General features: G+C 33.8%; 17 protein-coding genes. 13 read left to right on the plus strand and 4 right to left on the minus strand.

The window, feature by feature from the left end:
- Positions 1 to 195 precede the first annotated feature (195 nt).
- The gene (locus G9F72_RS06665; protein WP_164956561.1) at positions 196 to 1,302 is read right to left on the minus strand and encodes a Gfo/Idh/MocA family protein; all 1,107 of its coding nucleotides are present in this window, start codon (positions 1,300 to 1,302) and stop codon (positions 196 to 198) included.
- Complete coding sequence (locus G9F72_RS06670; protein WP_224676000.1) at positions 1,295 to 1,957, minus strand: ThuA domain-containing protein; 663 nt, start codon at positions 1,955 to 1,957, stop codon at positions 1,295 to 1,297. Before G9F72_RS06670 ends, G9F72_RS06665 begins: the two co-directional genes overlap by 8 nt.
- A 147-nt stretch (positions 1,958 to 2,104) precedes the next feature.
- On the opposite strand from G9F72_RS06670, the gene G9F72_RS06675 reads away from it, so the two are divergent.
- The 12 genes from G9F72_RS06675 to G9F72_RS06730 all read left to right on the plus strand — a co-directional run bounded on the left by G9F72_RS06675 (position 2,105) and on the right by G9F72_RS06730 (position 18,325).
- Positions 2,105 to 2,944, plus strand: coding sequence for an AraC family transcriptional regulator (locus G9F72_RS06675; RefSeq protein ID WP_164956562.1), 840 nt, complete (start codon positions 2,105 to 2,107; stop codon positions 2,942 to 2,944).
- 127 nt (positions 2,945 to 3,071) lie between these two features.
- Positions 3,072 to 4,388, plus strand: coding sequence for a xylose isomerase (gene xylA / locus G9F72_RS06680; RefSeq protein ID WP_164956563.1), 1,317 nt, complete (start codon positions 3,072 to 3,074; stop codon positions 4,386 to 4,388).
- Between the two features lie 67 nt (positions 4,389 to 4,455).
- On the plus strand, positions 4,456 to 5,637 hold the full coding sequence (locus tag G9F72_RS06685; RefSeq protein ID WP_164956564.1) for an ROK family transcriptional regulator: 1,182 nt from the start codon (positions 4,456 to 4,458) through the stop codon (positions 5,635 to 5,637).
- 11 nt (positions 5,638 to 5,648) lie between these two features.
- Positions 5,649 to 7,175, plus strand: a complete 1,527-nt coding sequence (gene xylB, locus G9F72_RS06690) for a xylulokinase (RefSeq protein WP_164956565.1) — start codon at positions 5,649 to 5,651, stop codon at positions 7,173 to 7,175.
- Between the two features lie 24 nt (positions 7,176 to 7,199).
- A complete protein-coding gene (locus G9F72_RS06695; protein WP_164956566.1) occupies positions 7,200 to 8,252 on the plus strand; it encodes an aldose epimerase family protein in 1,053 nt (350 codons plus the stop codon).
- Positions 8,253 to 8,613: 361 nt separating this feature from the next.
- Entirely contained in the window at positions 8,614 to 10,788 is a 2,175-nt protein-coding gene (gene gnpA, locus G9F72_RS06700; RefSeq protein ID WP_164956791.1) for a 1,3-beta-galactosyl-N-acetylhexosamine phosphorylase, read from the plus strand.
- Between the two features lie 7 nt (positions 10,789 to 10,795).
- The gene (locus G9F72_RS06705; RefSeq protein ID WP_164956567.1) at positions 10,796 to 11,848 is read left to right on the plus strand and encodes a uroporphyrinogen decarboxylase family protein; all 1,053 of its coding nucleotides are present in this window, start codon (positions 10,796 to 10,798) and stop codon (positions 11,846 to 11,848) included.
- A gap of 30 nt (positions 11,849 to 11,878) precedes the next feature.
- Positions 11,879 to 14,692 (plus strand): alpha-mannosidase, encoded by a 2,814-nt coding sequence (locus G9F72_RS06710; RefSeq protein ID WP_164956568.1) that lies wholly within the window; start codon positions 11,879 to 11,881, stop codon positions 14,690 to 14,692.
- A 22-nt stretch (positions 14,693 to 14,714) separates the two neighbouring features.
- On the plus strand, positions 14,715 to 15,704 hold the full coding sequence (locus G9F72_RS06715; RefSeq protein WP_164956569.1) for an HAD family hydrolase: 990 nt from the start codon (positions 14,715 to 14,717) through the stop codon (positions 15,702 to 15,704).
- Positions 15,705 to 16,200: 496 nt separating this feature from the next.
- Entirely contained in the window at positions 16,201 to 16,428 is a 228-nt protein-coding gene (locus G9F72_RS06720; protein WP_187356043.1) for a GTP-binding protein, read from the plus strand.
- Between the two features lie 109 nt (positions 16,429 to 16,537).
- Positions 16,538 to 17,581, plus strand: a complete 1,044-nt coding sequence (locus tag G9F72_RS06725; RefSeq protein ID WP_164956570.1) for a uroporphyrinogen decarboxylase family protein — start codon at positions 16,538 to 16,540, stop codon at positions 17,579 to 17,581.
- A 111-nt stretch (positions 17,582 to 17,692) separates the two neighbouring features.
- Positions 17,693 to 18,325, plus strand: coding sequence for a corrinoid protein (locus G9F72_RS06730; RefSeq protein ID WP_164956571.1), 633 nt, complete (start codon positions 17,693 to 17,695; stop codon positions 18,323 to 18,325).
- On the opposite strand, the gene G9F72_RS26940 is transcribed toward G9F72_RS06730, so the two are convergent.
- A complete protein-coding gene (locus tag G9F72_RS26940; protein WP_263486785.1) occupies positions 18,318 to 18,449 on the minus strand; it encodes a hypothetical protein in 132 nt (43 codons plus the stop codon). The two genes, G9F72_RS06730 and G9F72_RS26940, sit on opposite strands and share 8 nt — an antisense overlap.
- A 110-nt stretch (positions 18,450 to 18,559) precedes the next feature.
- Positions 18,560 to 18,898 carry a hypothetical protein gene (locus G9F72_RS06735; protein ID WP_164956572.1) on the minus strand — a complete coding sequence of 113 codons (339 nt, stop codon included), beginning with the start codon at positions 18,896 to 18,898 and terminating at the stop codon, positions 18,560 to 18,562.
- 467 nt (positions 18,899 to 19,365) lie between these two features.
- On the opposite strand from G9F72_RS06735, the gene G9F72_RS06740 reads away from it, so the two are divergent.
- Positions 19,366 to 20,982 carry a response regulator gene (locus G9F72_RS06740; RefSeq protein WP_164956573.1) on the plus strand — a complete coding sequence of 539 codons (1,617 nt, stop codon included), beginning with the start codon at positions 19,366 to 19,368 and terminating at the stop codon, positions 20,980 to 20,982.
- The last annotated feature ends 2 nt before the right edge of the window (positions 20,983 to 20,984 follow it).

Raw genomic sequence — 20,984 nt, forward strand, 5'->3', positions numbered from 1 at the left:
TTATAACCTAAGTTTAAGGATAAGAAAACTGTAATACAAACAGAAGTACAAACTTTAATCATACCAGCGAGTGGTATGGTGTATTGAGGGTTGAATATGGATTATTCACAATCACTTACAAAAAAAATTAGAACAAAAAGCCCCATTGGCATAGTTTGATTCTAAATAATCAAACTATGCTTTTTATTTAACAGACTACTTGTCTAGTTTTCCAGGAAGAAGCCCTAAAGGCAAAGCAGAAGGACGTATTAGAGTACTTCTAAGCTGAATATGCTTGCCTTCTTTTGAAGAATCCTCGATAGCATGCATTATATCTAAAACATGGTAAGTTAAAGCTACATTAGCTCTATGATCTCGACCTGAGAGAAGCGCATAGGCCATATCTGCAACTCCAACTCCACGGCTATTTCCAGTATACCCATGAGTAAGAGGAATTTCCATCCACTCAGCTTGACCAGCTATTTTAATAAGAACGGGACCACCAAAGGTATTTGGATCAGGAACCTTTAAGGAACCCAAGCTTCCGTATATTTCAATATAGGGTAGATTTGCATCCCACACATCAAAGCTGGTTATAATTGTACCTATTGCACCACTAGCAAATTCTAATAAACCAGTTACATGAGTGGGTACTTCTACATCAATAACCTTTCCATAATTAGGTTCACTAGTAATAGTCCTTTGTGGAAAGGTTTTTCTTGTCATCCCTGAAACTGCAGCTACAGGACCCATTAAACTTAAAAGGGCAGTTAAGTAATAGGGGCCCATATCAAACATAGGCCCACCACCTACCTTATAGTAAAAATCTGGAGCTGGATGCCAGCTTTCGTGGCCGTGACAAGTCATAAAAGCTGTAGCGGCAACTGGTGTACCTATCCAGCCCTCATCTATTAACTTACGGCAGGTTTGTAAACCTCCACCCAAAAATGTATCAGGAGCACCTCCGACTAAAAGACCTTTTTCCTTGGCTTTATTAATTAATTTAATACCCTGTTCTCTTGTGAGCGCTAAAGGCTTTTCTACATACACATTTTTGCCAGCCTCAAGTGCAGCCATAGAAACTTCAAAGTGGGAATTCGGAGTAGTAAGATTTAGCACAATTTTAATATCTGGGTCGCGAAGGAGTTCTTCTACTGAACAGGCTTTTTTAATATTAAATTCTTCTGCCTTTTTAACTGCATTTTCTAAAATGATGTCTGCACAAGCAGAAACTTCGGTTATTTCAAACATAGTAGATAAATTTGTCAAATAAATTGAACTAATATTACCACAACCAATGATCCCAATCTTCACTTTATTCATTTTTACCACCTGCAGCCCATAGAAAGCCTCTTCTCATAATTTCAAGGGCAGATGGATTATTAAAAATATCTGCATGATGACCTAGAGAATTATAAAATACACGCCCCTTATTCCATTTTTTTGTCCAAACAACTGGCATCTCTACTACGCCGTTAGGAGAATGTGAACCTTCTACAATTGGGAAAGTGGTAGTAGCGAGAATTTTAATAGCTGGGTCTACATGTAGATAATATTGTTCGCTTTTAATAGTAAAATCCTGCAGTCCTTTAACTATTGGGCTGGTGCTATTTTTAATATTAACAGTATATTCTACACCATCATTTCCGGGATGAGCTACCCATTGCCCACCAGTCATAAATTGCCAATCACATGAATCTCTAAAAGAATCACACATTCCACCATGACATCCTGCAAGACCAACTCCAGAAGCAACAGCTTCTATAACGGGCGTCAGCTGCTGATTTGTTATAGTACCCATTGTCCAAACCGGAACTATTAGGTCCAAATTTTTCAATTTTTCACCATCTAAAAAGCTGTCTAATGTATCAGAAACCTCAACTTCAAAGCCGTTTTCAAATAATAATTTTTTAAAAACCTTAGAAACTTGAATGGGCTCATGACCACCCCAACCACCTTGTACAATTAATGCTTTCATTATAATAAAACCCCCTTTATCGCTAACTATATTATAGTAATAATTATAATGTTTATTAAATATATTACTAGCCAAATTAGTGGGTTGAGTAGACAGTTTTTGCTATGTTTGATATTATAAATATAACTTATTTTGAGGAGGTTTAGGATGGAAGCATTTCATGAAAATAGATCATACAGAGAAGGTATTCATTTATCAATTAGTAAAAGTAACAGTTTAGAATTTTTAGCCCATTGGCATGTTGATATTGAAATAATATACGTTTGTGAAGGGAACCTCCGTGTTGGGATAAATAATGAAAGTAGAATACTTACAAAGGGTGAATTAGCTATTTGCTCTAGTGGTGATATTCACTATTATGATAGTAAGGGTATGGAAAGCTCTAGTATCATATTAATATTTACTCCAGGACTTATTGGATTTAAGAGTGGATGGCCTGAGAATGGTAAATTTATATATCCCTTTATTGAGAGTGAGCTAAAGTTCAAAGGGACTAAATTACCTGAAGTTTCTAATGAAATTCTTAAATTACTTAATTGTATATATGAGGAAATGCAACAGGAAAATCAGTACTATAACTATTTTGTTAGGAGTAAGCTTTTTGAACTCTGTGGTATTATACTCAGATTTTTACCAGCGAGCTCAGTAGATATAAAAATAGATAATAGAAAGCTTCCTTTAATTAAAGCCATGAAGAAGACCATACATTATATAGAGAATAATTACAGTGAAGATATAACACTTGAATCTATAGCTAAGAAGGCAAATTTAAGTATGTTTTATTTTTCTAGAGTATTCAAGGATATTGTTGGAATGAATTATAAAACCTATTTAAATTGGGTAAGGGTCAATAAGGCAGAGAGCATGATAAAAACAAGCAATATGCCTATCACAGATATTGCTTTTGAATGTGGGTTTAATAGTATTAGATCTTTTAACAGGGTATACAAGGCAATAAAAGGAGATATACCCTCTAATTTGAGGTAATGGTTAAAATGTGAGTAATTTTTAATTCTAAAGATAATAAAATATAATAAAAATACTTTATAAAACCACTTTAAAAAGTTTGAAAAAATGTTATAATGTACTTAGGAAATATTTAGGAGGTAGTAAAATGAGTGAATTTTTTAGCGATATCCAAAAAATAAAGTATGAAGGCAAGGATTCTAAAAATCCTTTAGCCTATAAGTATTACAATGCAGATGAGGTTATTGATGGAAAGACAATGAAAGAGCATTTGCGTTTTGCTGTTGCTTACTGGCACACTTTCACAGCTGGTGGAAATGATCCATTTGGAATGCCAACTATGCAAAGAAATTGGGATAATTTAACTGGAATGGAGCTTGCAAGAGCTAGAATTCATGCTAACTTTGAGTTTGCAGAAAAATTAGGAATAGGTTATTTTTGCTTCCATGATAGAGACATTGCACCGGAAGGCGCAGACTTAGCAGAAACTAACAATAACTTAGATGAAATCGTTTTACTTGCAAAAGAACTATCAGAAAAATCTGGAGTAAAACTTCTATGGGGTACTGCAAATCTATTTAGCAATCCTAGATTCGTTCATGGTGCAGCTTCTTCTTCAAATGCAGATGTTTTTGCATATGCAGCAGCTCAAACTAAGAAAGCTTTAGAAGTAACAAAATTATTAGGTGGCCAGAATTATGTTTTCTGGGGCGGACGGGAAGGTTATGAAACTTTATTAAACACTGATATGGGATTAGAACAGGATAATCTTGCTAGGTTTTTCCATATGGCTGTGGATTATGCAAAAGAAATTGGGTTTACTGGTCAATTCTTAATTGAGCCTAAGCCAAAGGAACCAACAAAGCACCAATATGATTTTGATGTAGCTACAGTATTAGGCTTTTTAAGAAAATATGATTTGGACAAGTATTTTAAGATGAACATAGAAGCAAACCATGCTACTTTAGCTGGCCATACTTTTGAACATGAACTCCATTTAGCAAGAGTAAATGGTGTGCTTGGAAGTGTAGATGCAAACCAAGGAGATTCAAATCTTGGATGGGACACAGATCAATTTCCTACAGATCTGCGGTCAGCAACCCTTGCGATGTATGAAGTAATAAAGAATGGTGGACTTCATTCAGGGGGACTTAATTTTGATGCAAAAACGAGAAGAGCTTCCTTTGAAGCAGTAGATTTGTTCTATTCTCACATTGCTGGAATGGATACTTTTGCAAAGGGTTTTAAAATAGCTTATAAATTGCTTGAAGATAGAGTTTTAGAAAATTTTGTTGCTACAAGATACGAAAGCTTCAAGGACGGAATAGGTAAGGACATTGTTGAAGGTAAAGTTGGATTTAATGAATTAGAGAAGTACGCTTTAGATAATAGCAGTATTAAAAATGTGTCTGGCAGACAAGAAATGTTAGAATCTATTTTGAATCATTATATTCTTGAGGTATAATATTGATGACTTATAGAGCAGCGGTATATTACTGCTGCTCTAAATATTAGGATACGTGGTGAATATTATGTTAAATAGTAAAAGTAATATAGATCAAGAATCAATAAAAAATTCAAATAGAAAGAAAATACTTAATCTTATTGCTGAAAAAAGGGAGTATACAAAACAAAATATTTCAAAAGAAATTGGGGTAAGTATTCCTACCGTAATTGCAAATATCAATGAGCTACTAAAAGAAGGTTTAGTTGAAGAGGCAGGAGTTGAAGGATCAACAGGTGGAAGAAAACCTATTATTGTTAGATTTTTACCTGACTCTAAGTATTCGTTTGGAGTAGAATTCACATTAAATAATGTGAGAATTGTTTTAATTAATCTTGATGCTGAAATAAAATTTGATGCTAGTTTTAAAGTTTCAGATTTTAAAAATATTGATGACATTATTGAGAAAATTCATGAAATTACTAATAATGTGGTAGGGGAAGAAAAAATTAGTCATAAGGATATCCTTGGGATAGGTTTTTCACTTCCAGGTACAGTTAATGAAGAAAGCTTAATTCTTGAGTTAGCACCAAATATAGGTATGAAAAATGTTAGCTTTAAAAGATTTTTTCAGCTGTTACAGTTTCCTATATATATAGAGAATGAAGCTAATTCAGCCGCTTTTGGTGAGTTAAATCTAGGTATTGCTAAAAAAATGAGAAACTTAGTTTATCTTTCTATTAATGAAGGTATAGGAGCTGGTATAGTAATTCAAGATTGCCTATACAAAGGGAAAAATAAACGAGCTGGAGAACTGGGACATATGACCATTGTACCTAATGGAAAACTTTGTAATTGTGGTAGAAAAGGATGCCTTGAGCAATATGCATCTATAAAATCTTTAATGGAAGATTATAATTATAAAAACTCAAAGCCTGTAAGCACCTTAAATGAGTTTTTCTCTAGAGTGGAACAAAAGGAAGACCTTGCAATGTTAGCACTTGAAAAATATTTAAGTTTTCTTGCTATAGGAATTCAAAATATTTTGTTAATTCTTGATCCACATTATGTGGTTTTAGGTGGAGAAATAAGTGATTTTTCAGAGTACTATCTTAAAGATTTAAAAGAAAAAATATTTGTGGAAAACAGCTTTTATGATGATACTAATCTGAAAATATTTACATCTAAACTTAAAAAAGATTCTTCGATTTTAGGTGCAGCGCTACTACCTTTACAAAAATTATTTTCAATAAATGAAAAGATCATTTAGGAGGAGATTAAATGACCTATGTTTTAGGGATAGATATAGGAACTACCGGAACAAAAACTATATTGTTTGATGAAAAAGGTGTAGATATTTCAAGTGCGTTCAAGGATTATCCTTTGTATCAACCCAAAATCGGATGGGCTGAACAAAAACCTGAAGATTGGTGGGAAGCTGTAGTAGTTACAATAAGTTCAGCAATACAAGAAAGTGGAGTAAACATTGAAGATATTAAAGGAATAGGTTTATCAGGGCAGATGCATGGTTTGGTTATGATTGATAAAGAAGGACTGGTTTTAAGACCTTCAATAATATGGTGTGATCAAAGAACTTCTGAAGAATGCTACGAAATAACAAATGCAGTGGGCGCTGAAAGATTAATTGAAATAACAGCTAACCCAGCATTAACAGGTTTTACTGCATCTAAAATTATGTGGGTTAAAAAACATGAACCAGAACTTTATGAAAAAACTTATAAAATACTTTTGCCAAAGGATTATATAAGATTTATGCTTACTGGGGAATTTTGTACAGAAGTATCAGATGCCAGTGGAATGCAGCTTTTAGATGTTCCTAACAGAAATTGGAGTGATGAAGTATTAGAAAAACTTCATATTAATAAAGACTTACTTGGGAAAGTTTATGAATCACAAGAAGTTACTGGAACAGTTAATAAAACTGCTGCAAAACTTACAGGGCTTAAAGAAGGGACTAAGGTAGTTGGGGGAGCAGGAGATCAAGCTGCTGGAGCCATAGGAAATGGCATTGTAAGACCAGGAGTAGTTTCTTCTACAATAGGAACCTCAGGGGTAGTATTTGCACATACTGATAAAATTACTATAGATAAAAAAGGTAGAGTTCATACCTTCTGTCATGCGGTACCAGGTGCTTGGCACATAATGGGAGTTACTCAAGCAGCGGGATTGTCTTTAAAATGGTTTAAAGATAATTTGTGTGTTCTGGAAAACCAAAATTCAGCTTCATCAGGTGTTGATGTATATCAGGAGCTAAACTGCGAGGCTAAATCTGTAAAACCAGGTTGTGATGGTTTAATGTATTTACCTTACCTTATGGGAGAAAGAACCCCACATTTAGACCCTTATGCAAGAGGGGTTTTTTTTGGTCTTACTGCAAGGCATAACAAAAATGATATGCTCAGATCTGTTATGGAGGGGGTAGGCTATAGCCTTAAGGATTGTATGGATATAATTAACGAAATGGGTATAACAGTTAATGAAGTAAGGGCTTCTGGCGGTGGCGGTAAAAGCGAAGTTTGGAGACAGATTCAAGCGGATATGTTCAATTCTGAAGTAGTTACTATTAACTCTAGCGAAGGACCTGCTCTAGGAGTAGCAATTTTAGCTTTAGTAGGTCTGGGAGTTTATCCATCTGTAATGGAGGCTTGTGATACTATTATTCATAAGGTTACTTCTCAAAAACCAATTAAAGAAAATAGTAAATTGTATAGTAAATATCATGATATCTATAAACAACTATATGGAGCATTAAAGCCTGAATTTATTAATTTAAATAAGGTAAAATAAATTAAAATGAATGGTGGGTGAATTATGAGTATAAAAAAGGATTTTGGAACTGTAGATGGAAAGGCAGTATATTTTTTCACTATTAAAAACTCAAAGGGTATGGTTGCAGAAATTACTAACTATGGATCTACGTTAGTATCTCTAAAGGTCCTAGATAATAAAGGTGAGTTTAATGATGTAGTTTTAGGGTACGACAAATTGGAAGATTACTTAAAGTATAAATACTTTTTTGGAGCAACAATAGGGCGATTTGCTAACAGAATCGAAAATTCAAGTTTTGAGCTCAATGGAATCCAGTATAATGTAGCTAAAAATGATGGCGAAAATCATTTACATGGTGGATTAGTGGGATTTGACAAAGTAGTTTGGGAAGAAAAATCACAAAAGAAAGAATCCAATAGTAGTATTGAATTTTCTTACCTTAGTATAGATGGAGAGGAAGGATACCCTGGAAATCTTAATATAAGAGTTAAGTATACCGTTACAGAAGACAATGAATTGAAAATAGAGTATTATGCTATTTCGGACAAGGATACTATAGTGAACATTACTAATCATTCGTATTTCAATCTTTCAGGACAAGGGTCAGGAGATATTTTAAAGCATAAAATTATGATTAATGCTGATAAATTTACTATCAATGATAAATATTCTATCCCCACTGGTGAAATAGCTGAAGTGAACAATACTCCAATGGATTTTCGAAAACTTACCTATATAGGAGAAAATATTTCAAGTAGCTATGAACAAATTGTGTTTGGGAGTGGTTATGATCATAACTGGATAATTAATAATAGTGGTAAAAAACTTGTAAAGGCAGCTGAAGTTTATGATGAGAAAAGTGGGCGTGTCATGGAAGTTTATACAACTAAACCTGGAGTGCAGTTTTATTCAGCAAATTTTCTTGATGGTTTAGAACTAGGAAAAGGGGGTGCTAAATACATAAAAAACGGTGCGCTATGTCTAGAAACACAGTATTTTCCTAATTCGGTTAAACACAAGAATTTTTCTTCACCAATACTTAAAGCAAAGCAGAAGTATGAACATAGTACTATATATAAATTTTCTGTTAAGTAAGTTGCATTCCATAGAAATAAAATACGGGGAAAGCCAGTAGTACCACGTGGAGAAGGCATAATAAGTAATGATATAGCAACTTCATTAATACAAAAATAAAATTTACAAAGTAATAAAAACCTTGGAACTGAAATTTTTGTTTCAAGGTTTTATTAATTTAGTATTAATTTAGCATTGAATTTTTATTTGGTCTATATTTCGAAGAAAAGTATTAATTTTGTAGTTTACTTTCTTTAAAATTTATAGAATTGTTCTTTTATAATTGTTTTCCTCATACAAGTATCATGCTACCATGAAGTTATTCAGATTATTTTAATAATAAATAAGACTATTTGAAAGGATGAGATGATTGAAAGAAAATTTGCCGAAATTAAAAGGCCAAATTACTCTACCTACAGAGAGCGGTATAGACAAAGAAATTGCAATGCTTTATGAAAAATGGGGTTGCGATGCAGTGAGAGATTGCGATGGCACAAAGCTTCCCGATGAAATTAAGAAATTGGCTGAAAAAGTGTATTCTACATTTTTCCCTACAAGGGGTGATCAAGTTTGGGCAAGGCAGCATAAAGACCAAGCTCAGGAGTTATATCTTATGTCGGAATACAATACTGCCATATTAGATATTCTAGAGATAGATATAATGGCAGGGTATTTTGACCAGCAATTTGAAATTGACACTGTGCATGATCCCAAAAGCTGGTGGGAGGTAATAGATCGAACAACAGGGAAAATTATCGATCCTTCATGCTGGGAGTTTCATAGTGCAACAGGAAAGGTAAGAATTAGCAGTACTGAAAAGTATCATAACTATACTGTAGGCTTCCTTGTATACATGATCTGGGATCCTACACAAATGTTCAACCATATTACAAACAATTGGGGAGACAGACCTCATGAAGTGTCAAGTGATGTCTGCCATCCGGAAACTAGAAAAAATATGTTGGAATACCTTGAGCGTTGGCTTAAGGAACACCCAGATACTGATGTAGTAAGATTTACAACCTTTTTCTATCATTTTACACTTATTTACAATCAGCTGGGTATGCCTAAGTTTTTTGACTGGTTTGGCTATGGTTCAAGTGTAAGTCCTTTAACGATGGAAGAATTTGAAAAATCAAAAGGCTATAAGCTGAGACCTGAAGATATTATTGATGAAGGATATTATAATAATCCCTTCAGGATTCCATCAAGGCAATTTCTTGATTATATGGATTATATACAGAGTTTTGTGGCAGTTACAGCAAAAGAATGCGTTGATATTGCTCACAAACATGGCAGGGAAGCTATCATGTTCCTTGGTGACAATTGGATAGGTACTGAACCCTTTGGTAAGCATTTTGAAAAAATAGGTCTTGATGGAGTGGTTGGATCAGTTTCCTATGGAGCACAAATAAGGATGATTTCTGAAATACCAGGGCTTAAATATACAGAAGCTAGATTTATGCCTTACTTCTTTCCAGATGTATTCTTTGAAGGTGGCAATCCTTTAAAGGAACTTAACTTTTCTTGGATGGCAGGAAGAAGGGCTATTGCGAGAAAGCCTGTGGACAGGATGGGATATGGTGGTTATCCGTCACTTGCTCTAAAATTTCCGGAATTTATAGAAAGAGTAGGCAGTATATGTGATGAGTTTAGGGAAATCTACTCAAATATAAATGGAGACAAACCGTACAGCCCACCCTTCAAGGTGGCAGTATTAAACTGCTGGGGTAAACTGCGCTCCTGGTATGCAGGCTGTGCAGGTCGCGCTTCAGGCTATAAAGCAATATATTCAACCGGACAGGTGGAAGAAACCTTATGCGGCATGCCCTTTGAAGTGGAATATATAAGTTTTGATGATATAAAAGAAAATGGTATACCTGAAGATATTGGAGTAATAATCAATGTAGGTGCTGCTAATACTGCATGGAGCGGTGGGACAAACTGGATGGATGAGACAGTAGTTTCGAGAATAAGGGAATGGGTTAATAACGGTGGAGGATTTATTGGTATTGGTGAGCCCACTGCGTGTCAGCACCAAGGAAGGTACTTCCAATTATCTGACATACTTGGAGTGGAGAGAGAATCAGGATATTACCTTAATTATCCTAGATATGCCCAGTTGAGTACTGAGGAGCATTTTATAATGGAAGATGTTACAGATAAAATCAACTTCGGTGAAGAAATAATGTGGGTATATGGAAATGGAAAAGATGGAAAAATACTTTCCATGAACGGAGATTATGTTCAGGTTGCTGTAAATACATACGGCAAAGGCCGTTCAACATATTTTTCAGGGTTTGAGTATGGAACGGAAAACAACCGCCTTCTTCTTAGAACTATTTATTGGACGGCTGGGAAAGAGGATGATATGAAAAAGTGGCATTGCTCAAATATAAATACTGAATGCCATGCATACCTCAAAGCAAGGAAGTATGCAATTTTAAATAATTCTTATGAAAAACAGGAAACCCAAGTATACTGTGGAGACGGTAACAAGATGAATATTACTCTTGAACCAATGGAATGTAGATGGTTTGAGTTGGATTGGAGATAGATAAAAGATGAATAAAAAAGAAAGAGTTTTTACTACAATACGACATATGGAGCCTGACAGAGTTCCAAAAGGAGAATTATACATAGATCCGGTTCTGGCAAACAAGCTTCTAGGTAAGGAATATCCACTTGACTACTTTCATATGCAAAGGGATCTAGAAGTAAGGGACCTTCTTAATATAGATATTATAAATCTTGGAGAATGGCCCTGTGAGGAAATAGGTGTCGACGAGAAAGGATATAAGAAGTTTAGAAGCGTATACGGCGAAGAGTATATATTCAATGGCAAAAGCAAACACGTTGTAAAACCTCCCTTTGATGATATTGAGGATGTAGATAAATACCTTGTTCCTGATATTAAAAAGTGTACAGGCAAGATTATAGAGGAATATGCATCCAATACCGACATGTTTATTATGGCCCAAATAGGAGGACCTATCAGCATGATAAACGAAATGATAGGTATGGAAGACTATCTTGTGTACTGCTTGACAAATACGGATGAGATCATTACTCTCGGAGAGAAAATCATGGAGTATGAGATTGCCAAGGCCAAACTGTTCATTGATAAAAAGGCCGACGCAATTCTTATTGCTGATGATATGGCCTTCAATTTGGGTACTTTCTTTAATCCTGAGTTAATGAGAAGAATAGCCTTCCCACTATACAAGCATGCAATTAGAGAAATAAAGAAATATAAAGATGTTCCAGTGTTCCTTCATACTGATGGTAATATTATGAAGGTTGTGGATGATATAGTAGAGGCGGGCTTTGATGGTTTACAGTCAATTCAGCCATCGGCAGGCATGGATATTGCAAAAATCAAAAAAGAATATGGAGATAAAATTTGCATTATGGGTAATATAGATCTGGACTATGTAATGTCATTTGCACCTCCAGAAGAGGTTCAGGACATAGTAAAAAAGACAATTGATATTGCAGCACCGGGTGGGGGTTTTATTCTAAGTACATGTAATATTTTGGTAGATGCAATTCCGCCAGAGAACGCCTTAGCAATGTATAAGACAGCCCATGAGTATGGAGGTTACAATAAAATATAGTTCTATTTGATATAGGAGGCATAAATAAACATGGATAAGATAAACAAAGCTTATGTAGTAACTCACACACACTGGGACAGGGAGTGGCGTTACCCATTATGGGAAAACAGGATGTATTTAGTCAACCTTATGGAAGAGCTTCTTGATATATTGGATACTAACCCAAATTATAAATCCTTTTTACTGGATGGGCAAACAGTTGTTATAGAAGATTATTTACAAGTAAGACCAGAAAACAGAGAAAAAATTGAAAAGTATATAAAAGAGGGAAAGCTACAGGTAGGTCCATGGTATACTCTGCCTGACCTTTATCCATTAGATGGAGAATGGCTTGTTAGAAATCTTTTAAAGGGAACTAGATGTGCAAAAAGTCTTGGTAAATGTTTAAATGTAGCTTATGAATCCTTTGGTTGGGGACAGATATCACAGTTTCCTCAAATATATAAAAATTTTGGGCTAGATGTAGCAATAGTAGCAAAGAATGTATCTAAAGAACGTGCTCCAGAAAGTGAATTTTTGTGGGAAGGGGCAGATGGAACTAGAATACTTTCCACAAGACTTGGACAGCATGGTAGAGCTAACTTTTTTATGAATTCATATTTGAAGATAATGAATGGTGTGGACTTTTTATCTGATGACTATAAGCTTGGCGTAGAAAATGCAGGAGTTATGTATCATCAGGCAGATGAAAAGAATTTCTATCAGGATTATTTAAAGCTTACCAGCACAGAAAAATATAATCCTGAATTTCTTAAAGAGGCTGTGGAAATTGCAATGAAGGCTACTGAAGAAACTACTGTAAAATCACATAGAGTTATTATGAATGGCTCTGATTCTACTACAGCGCAGCCTATGCTCACTGAAATTATAAAAAAGGCCAATGAGGTATTTGAAGATACGGAATTTATTCTTTCAACTATGGAAGAATATACTGATAAGCTTAAGGAACTGGTGGATTATGATAGGCTTAAGATTGTAAAAGGAGAACTTAGAGATGGCCCATCAAACTCATGTTCAGCAAATGCACTAATGACAAGACCAAACATCAAGATGTTGAACAAAAAACTGCATAATGCGCTTGTTAAATATGCTGAACCATTATCAGTAACTAGTCATATGCTTGGTAAAAAGTATGATTCAAATTTTTTAGATATAGCAATTAAATATATAATGCTGTCACACCCTCATGATTCTATAAATGGAGTAACACAGGATAAAACTGTAGATGATGTGATGTATATGCTGAATCAAGCATTGGAAATAAGCGAGGTAATAACTAATACTGTCTGTGCAGAGATTATTAAGAAAATAGATACAAGCTCCTTTGATCTCCAGGATATAGTATTAATAGCTGTTAATCCATCACCAGTTAAAAGAAATGAAGTCGTAAAGGTATATATTGATACTCCTCAAGATATGAATATATGGGATTTTGATATTATAGACTCCATGGGTAAAAATATTGATAAGCAGCTTATTTCCAGAAAAGAAGAAATTGTTCCTGTAAATGACCTTCATGCAAGACCATGGCCATTTTATATAGACAGGCACTGTGTTTATATGAATGCAGAGGATATACCCGCAGGAGGCTATAAAGTTTTAAAGGTTGTGCCGAAGAAAAACTTTAACAGAAAAGCAGTGTTTTGGCCAGATACTAGAATCAGCAGAGGTGAGGGGATAGGTAAGGCTTCGAATATATTAGAAAACGAAAATTTAAAGGTTACTGTACAAAATAATGGAACAATAAATATTTTAGATAAAAATAATAATAAAATTTATAATAATTTAAATTATTTTGAAGATACAGGAGATTGCGGAGATTACTGGATTTACTATCCTCCATATCACAATAAAACTTATTCCAGTGAAGGGTGTAATGCAAGGATTTGGCTTGAGGATAATGGATTATTATCAGCGACAATTGCATCAGAGGTTAAGATGACTTTACCTGCTTATGCTTTTAGACATGAAAATGGTGTAAAAGGTGAAAGTAAAAGAAGTGATGAAGAAAAGGTAGTTAGTATGACAAGCTATTATACACTAAAGAAGAATTCAAAAAAGGTTGATGTAAGGCTTAAAGTAGACAATACCATTGAAGATCATAGATTAAGAGTTATGTTTGACACAGGTATAAAGACTAAATATATAGATGCAGCAGGTCACTTCACAGTAGACAGAAGACCAGTGACACCTGCTTTGGATAGAAATGGAGAGTATTATCCTGAAATGGAGACACTTCCACAACAAACCTTTGTAGATGTAAGTAATGGGGAAAATGGTTTGGCAGTAGTTAATAATTGTCTCATTGAATATCAAGTAATAGATAATGAAAAGAGTACCCTAGCTCTTACTTTGCTAAGAGGTGTGAGAAATATAATATGTACGGAAATGCGTTCTGCAGGAGCATTTCCACAGCAGAAAGGTGGACAAAGTCTGGGTATTTTGGAATATGAATATTCTATTTACCCACATGAAGGAAATTGGGAGTCTGCTGCTGTGTATAGTGAAGCTGAAAGCTTGAATGTTCCAATAAAACTAATTCAAACCTCAAGGAATGAAGGTGGAGAGCTTCCACTCGAATGTAGCTTCTTCAGTATTGATAATGAAGCTTTAGTACTTTCAACCTTTAAAAAAGCTGAGGATAGTGACGCCTTTATTTTAAGAGTATTTAACCCTTCTGAAAGAACTATTGAAGGAAGAGTAAATATTTATGCTTCAATTAAAGAAGCACACTTAGTAAATTTAAATGAAGAAAGACTTGAAGCTTTAGTAGTTGAAAATAATCATACGGTTAAAATTATAGCAGAGCCAAATAAAATAGTAACAATAGAGATGGTATTTTAAAAGCATTGGAGGAAAGTCAATTATGGTAAAAGAAATAATACCTGGACTAGGTAGTATTGAAGCAGGTAGCTTTATAGATTTGAAGATAGGGGGAGAAGGTATCTTTAAAGTAGGAGAAGGTGGAGTAAAAAGAATATTAACGCCTACTGATAAGAAGGTAGAATTCATAGTATATTCTGACAAAACCCTTTCCTATATAAAATCTGCCATGGGATATCCAGCAATCTATCCAGTTAAAGAGGTTAGTTTTGAAGGCCCTGCAGAAGCAGTACTTATGGATTTAGATGGTACTAGTGTTCATAGTGAAGCCTTTTGGATGTGGATTATTGAACAAACCATTGCTAGGCTTATGGGAAAACCAAAATTTAAACTTCAGACAGTTGATGAGCCTTTTGTATCAGGACATTCAGTATCTGAGCATCTACAATATTGTATAGACACATATTGTCCTAGTAAGAGTGTTGAACAAGCAAGAAATTATTATTATGAAATAACCAGTTATGAGATGAATCAGATTATGGCAGGACGAGGAAGGGAAGGAGCCTTCACTCCAAGTCCAGACTTAAAGGAATTTTTATACACATTAAAAGAACATAAAATAAAAATAGGGCTTGTAACCTCAGGTCTTTATGAAAAGGCATGGCCAGAAATATTATCGGCATTTAAAACACTAAAAATGGGAGACCCTTTAGATTTTTATGATGCTATAATAACTGCCGGAAGTGCAATAAGAAAAGGGCAAACAGGGACCTTAGGAGAGCTTGCTCCTAAGCCCCACCCATGGCTTTATGCGGAGACTGCCAGAGTAGGACTTGGAATAAGCCCTGCTAGAAGACATAAGGTTATCGGAATAGAAGACTCCTCAGCAGGTATTGTATCAATTAGACTTGCTGGTTTTGCAGCAATTGGAGTTGATGGAGGAAACATAGAATCAAGTGGTGTTAAGCCATTAGTTCATTCTCAATATAAAAATTTGATGGATGCACTTCCTTTGATACTGGGGGAGAAATAAAACATATATTATAATATTAAACTTAATAGTTATTTCTAAATTGAATTCTAGGTTTGGTACCTAGATTTTTTTTTGGTTAGGAGAGTGTTAGCGTTGAAATAGATGCTTCAGTACTTATATCACTATCCATTTTTCAATGCTATGATATGATTAAGTTACAAAAACAATCGCAGTATTTTTAAATATCTTCAGGGATATTTATGAAAACCCATCCTATTTTAGTAGATTTTTCAAAAAAATAAATGGGCATAAGTTTTATTGACTATCTAAATATGGTGAGAGTGGAAGAAAGTAAAAAATATTTGACGGATTTAAAGATTACATTAAGTGATATAGCCCTTACCTTTGATTACATCACAATAAAATATTACTAAAAAGTATAGTTTTATTACAATACAGAAGTTATGAAAAGGTTTATATTTGTAGCATAGTATTCAATAATAAGAGTTTAGGAGGAATATATATATATGAATTCAAGTTGAGTGGGAGAGTGAGAATGGTGAGTGCTGAATTAATTGTTGTAGGCGGATTTTTAGGTGCAGGTAAGACAACTTCTATACTAAGTATAGCAAAATATCTTATCAGTTCAGGGAAAAAAGTGGGTATAGTTACTAATGACCAAGGTAGTGAATTAGTTGATACAAACTTTAGCAGAAAAAATATTTTTAAAAGCAGCTTTCACAGAGGATATGAAGATTCTAGATTTAACCATGGAGTGCTTTAAGCCAGGAAAGCCTAATCCAACTTACAGAATAACATAAAGTAATATAACGGGTTACTAGAGAAAATGGAGGCAAAAATAAAAGAATAGAATATGGTTGGAGGTATAAATTATGAAACCAATAGAAAGAGTAGGATTATCATTACAACATAAGGAAGCTGACAGGGTACCAGTTTATCCATTACTAAATGGTGCTTCAAGAAGACTGGTAGGTGCTGACTATAAAACTTGGGCAAATAATGCACAGGTTACTGCGGATGCATATATTAAGGTAACAGAACAATTTGGCTTAGACGTTATCGTCACTTTAACAGATCTTTCAGTGGAAGCAGCAGACTTTGGGCAAAAAATTATTTATCCTGAAAGTGAAGCAGCACATCCTGATTTTAAAGATAGATTTATAAAGTCTATAGAAGACTATTCACTTGTTAAGAAATTAAATCCAAAGGAAACTCCAAGAATGAGCGAGCATATAAAACTTTGTGACCTTTTGGTTAAAGCCAAGGCACAAGAAGTCCCAATTGTAGCTTTTGTATTTGGTCCACTTGGAATACTTGGAATGCTAAGGGGCGAACAGGATTTATTCATGGATATTCTAGAAGAACCAGAAGCTCTTATAGCTCCTCTAGATGCCATAACAGATACTTTATTTGATTATGTAGATGCACTTATAGATACAGGAGTACACGCTATAATGTTTGACACATTGTTTGCATCTCAGTCCATAATGAGTAAGAAAATGTGGGTTCAAACAGAAGGACCACTTGTTAGAAAATTAGCAGAACATGTTCACGCTCGCGGCTGCATGGTTATGATTCATAACTGTGGTAATGGAATCTATTTTGATGTTCAAATAGAAGCAATGAAGCCAGAAGCCATATCCTTCCTTCACATACCAGATGATTGTACTTCTTTCGAAGATATAAAATCAAAGTATGGAGATAAAACAACTTTAATTGGAAATATTTCTCCAACTTGGCTAATAAGTGCTTCAACAGAAGAAATAGAGGCAGAATGTAGGAAAGTAATAGATGCCTTTAAAAAAGATGGAGGATTTATACTTGCAACAGGTTGCGAATATCCAGCAAATGCAACTTTTGATGCGGCTGAGACAATGATAAGAATGGCATCAGAATACGGAAGTTATAAAAATTAAAATTTAATAAAATATTACTAAAAAGTATGCTTTTTTACAATACAGAAGTTATGAAAAGGTTTATATTTGTATTATGATAATAAAATATAAAAGTTTAGGGAGGAATTATATATGGATTTAAAAGAACTTTCATTATTTGTACAAAAGGGCAATGCTAAAAAAGTTAAAGAATTGGTTAATATAGCTCTTGAAGAAAAAATTGATGCTGAGCAAATATTAAATGAAGGGCTAATATCAGCTATGGGTGAAGTTGGAATCAAATTTAAAAATAATGAAATTTATGTTCCAGAAATGTTAATTGCTGCTCGAGCTATGAATGCTGGAATGCAAATCCTTGAACCAATTCTTACAGCGGCTGGAGTTAAAGCAATAGGCGTTGCTGTTATAGGAACTGTTAAAGGAGATTTGCATGATATAGGTAAAAACCTTGTTAGAATGATGCTTAAAGGTTGTGGTATAGAAGTCTATGATATTGGGGTAGATGTTTCACCAGAAGCCTTCGCAGATAAAGCTGAAGAGGTAGGAGCACAAATAGTTTGTTTATCAGCTCTTTTGACAACAACAATGCCCTCCATGAAAGATGTAATTGACGAATTTACTAAACGTGGAATTAGAGATAAATACATATTCATGATAGGTGGAGCTCCAATTACAACTAATTTTGCTAAAGAAATAGGAGCAGATCATTATACAGCCGATGCTGCAACAGCTGCTGAAGTTGCAAAGTCATTATTGGTTAGCTAGCTTCAAAAATAGTGGGAATTGATTTTGAATAATTAGATATAAAGGTGGCAAGAGGAGATTTATCGTCTAACTTATCACCTTTTAAATTGGAGATTTGATAATTATTTACTACTGGTTTTTCCAAATAATTTATCTATTTCTATAGCTGCATCATCAAGGGCTTCCTTAGCGTCTATTTCACCAAACATAACAGATTGAATTTTGGGGAAAAGCAGGTTAGAAGCAGGTATCCATTCAGCTATATGTATACCAATTATAATAGTCTAAATAAAAAGCAATGCGTCCATCTACAAAATTATGGGCAACATCATCCCAAAGATAATTTATCATGTCTTTGGGCATAGAGTTGGACCCATATAATTCCTTTAAAATTGAAACTGCCTCAACCCCCTTTTCGCTATTGAAATCACTTTTGCTATTAGCTGATATAAAGTTACCACCTAGTGAGGTTAAGATTTCATAAAACCTTCCTGTTAAAGCTTCTTCTTTTCCAGCAAATACGGTTCCATAAAGAGATTCTCCTTTCGTAAAGAATTTAGCCACGTCAACGAAATCAACCCAATTTTCGGGCACCTTCAGATCTTTATTATATTTTTTCCTAATTATTTATCTAAAGGTTCTAGATAGGGTATATATTGTGTGAAATAGCTGGAATGATTTGATATTATATCATAAGCTACAGTGCCTGCTTCAAAATCCATTCGAAGTTTCTTATCTAATTCAAAATGATTTGATTTAAAGGTTATTTCTACTTTTACATTATTCAGCTTTTCAAACTTAGATATCTCACTATACAGTTTTTCCTAATCTCCACCACCAATAAAAGCACATCTTATTATAGAGGGGTTACCACTACCTCTATGTCCTAATGTACTATTAAATAGAACATATGCTAACAGCATACATTTATAGTTAAGAATTGCAAGAAAAATCAATATTTATATCACTATCCATTTTTTCTATCCTATGATATGATTAAATTGCAAAAATAATATATTGTTTATAGATAAAATGAATCGTTTCAATAAAAGGGGGACACCATGTATAAGCTTATTATTATTGAAGATGAATTGATATTAAGAAAAAATATAATTAAAAAGATAGAATGGGAAAAGTATGGGTTTTGTGTTGTCGGGGAGGCTGAGAATGGAAGAGATGCAATAGATGTAATCGATTGTACGAATCCTGATGTGATTATTACAGATATAGATATGCCTTTTATGAATGGGCTGGAGCTATCAAAAATTGTAACAGAAAAATATCCAATGATAAAAATAGTTATTCTCTCAGGGTTTGATGATTTTAAATATGCACAACAGGCCATAGAACTCAATGTAGCAGAATATGTACTGAAACCGATTTCATCAGAAGAGCTAATCAAAACATTAGTAAAAATCAAAGTACAAATAGATGAAGAAATTTTTAAAAAAGAAAACCTACAAGAATTAAAGGAACATTACTTAAAAAGTTTACCAGTGATGAAAGGAAACTTTTTGAGTTCGCTTGTGGTTGGCAAGCAACCCAAAGAAGGTATTTTAAACAAAGCCCTTTATTATAATATAGACCTATTGGGTGAAGTGTTTGCATGTGCAGTGGTTAGTATTGATAAAAATATGTTTAATGATAACAATTTTAGCCAAGAAGAGGCAGAACTTAATAGATACGGTGTATTTAATATAATTGAAGAGGTGATTTTAAAGCACTCCTTGGGGATTGTATTCTCACATTATGATTATATTATCGCTATAATGAAGAATGATGAAAAAAACAAAGAATATATGGTAAGTAAAATATTTATGGCTCTAGAAGAAGCAAGGCAATGCATAGAAAAATATATGCAATTTACAGTTACTATTGGAATAGGAAGTTTGTGTACAAGTATTGAAAATATAGATGAGTCTTTTTTTGGTGGGTTGGCTGCATTAGAGTATAGATTTGTTGCTGGGAATAATAAATTAATCTACATTGACGATTTAGAACCACAAAAGACTAAAAAGATGGTTTTTGATGATGATAAAGAACACATGTTGTTATCGAGTATTAAATTTGGCACGGAAGAAGATATTTATAGTGCACTTGAAATTTTATTTGAAGATATTACAGAAGTGAAAGCCTCTTTTAGTGATTACCAAATATATCTTTTAGAGATTCTCGCGGCAATCACAAAGATGTCAAAAGATCTTGCACTAAATTTTTCGTCAATTTTGGAACCAAATTATAATATTTTTGTTGAAATATTTAAATTTAACACAATAGGTGAGGTGAAAGAATGGTTTGAGTTGGTCTGTATAAAGCTTATGCAATCAATTGGAGGCAAAAGGGAAAAATCAGCAAAAATACTTGTAGATAAGGCACAAGAGTATATAAGGGAAAATTATACAGATAGCGAACTTAGTTTAAATAAGGTCAGTAGTTTTATTCATGTTAGTCCTAATTATCTTGGAACTATCTTCAAAAATGAAGTTGGCGAAACATTTGTAAATTATCTATTACAAATCAGGATGGAAACTGCCAAGAATATTTTATGTTCTACAAATTATAAAAATTTTCAGATAGCTGAAAAAGTAGGGATATCTGATCAGTATTACTTTAGCCATTGTTTTAAAAAGTATTTTAAAAGTTCACCGAATGAAGTTAGAAAAAGTTTTCAAAAGTAAGG

Source organism: Clostridium estertheticum, from assembly GCF_011065935.2.
In the GTDB taxonomy this organism is placed as follows: domain Bacteria; phylum Bacillota; class Clostridia; order Clostridiales; family Clostridiaceae; genus Clostridium_AD; species Clostridium_AD estertheticum_A.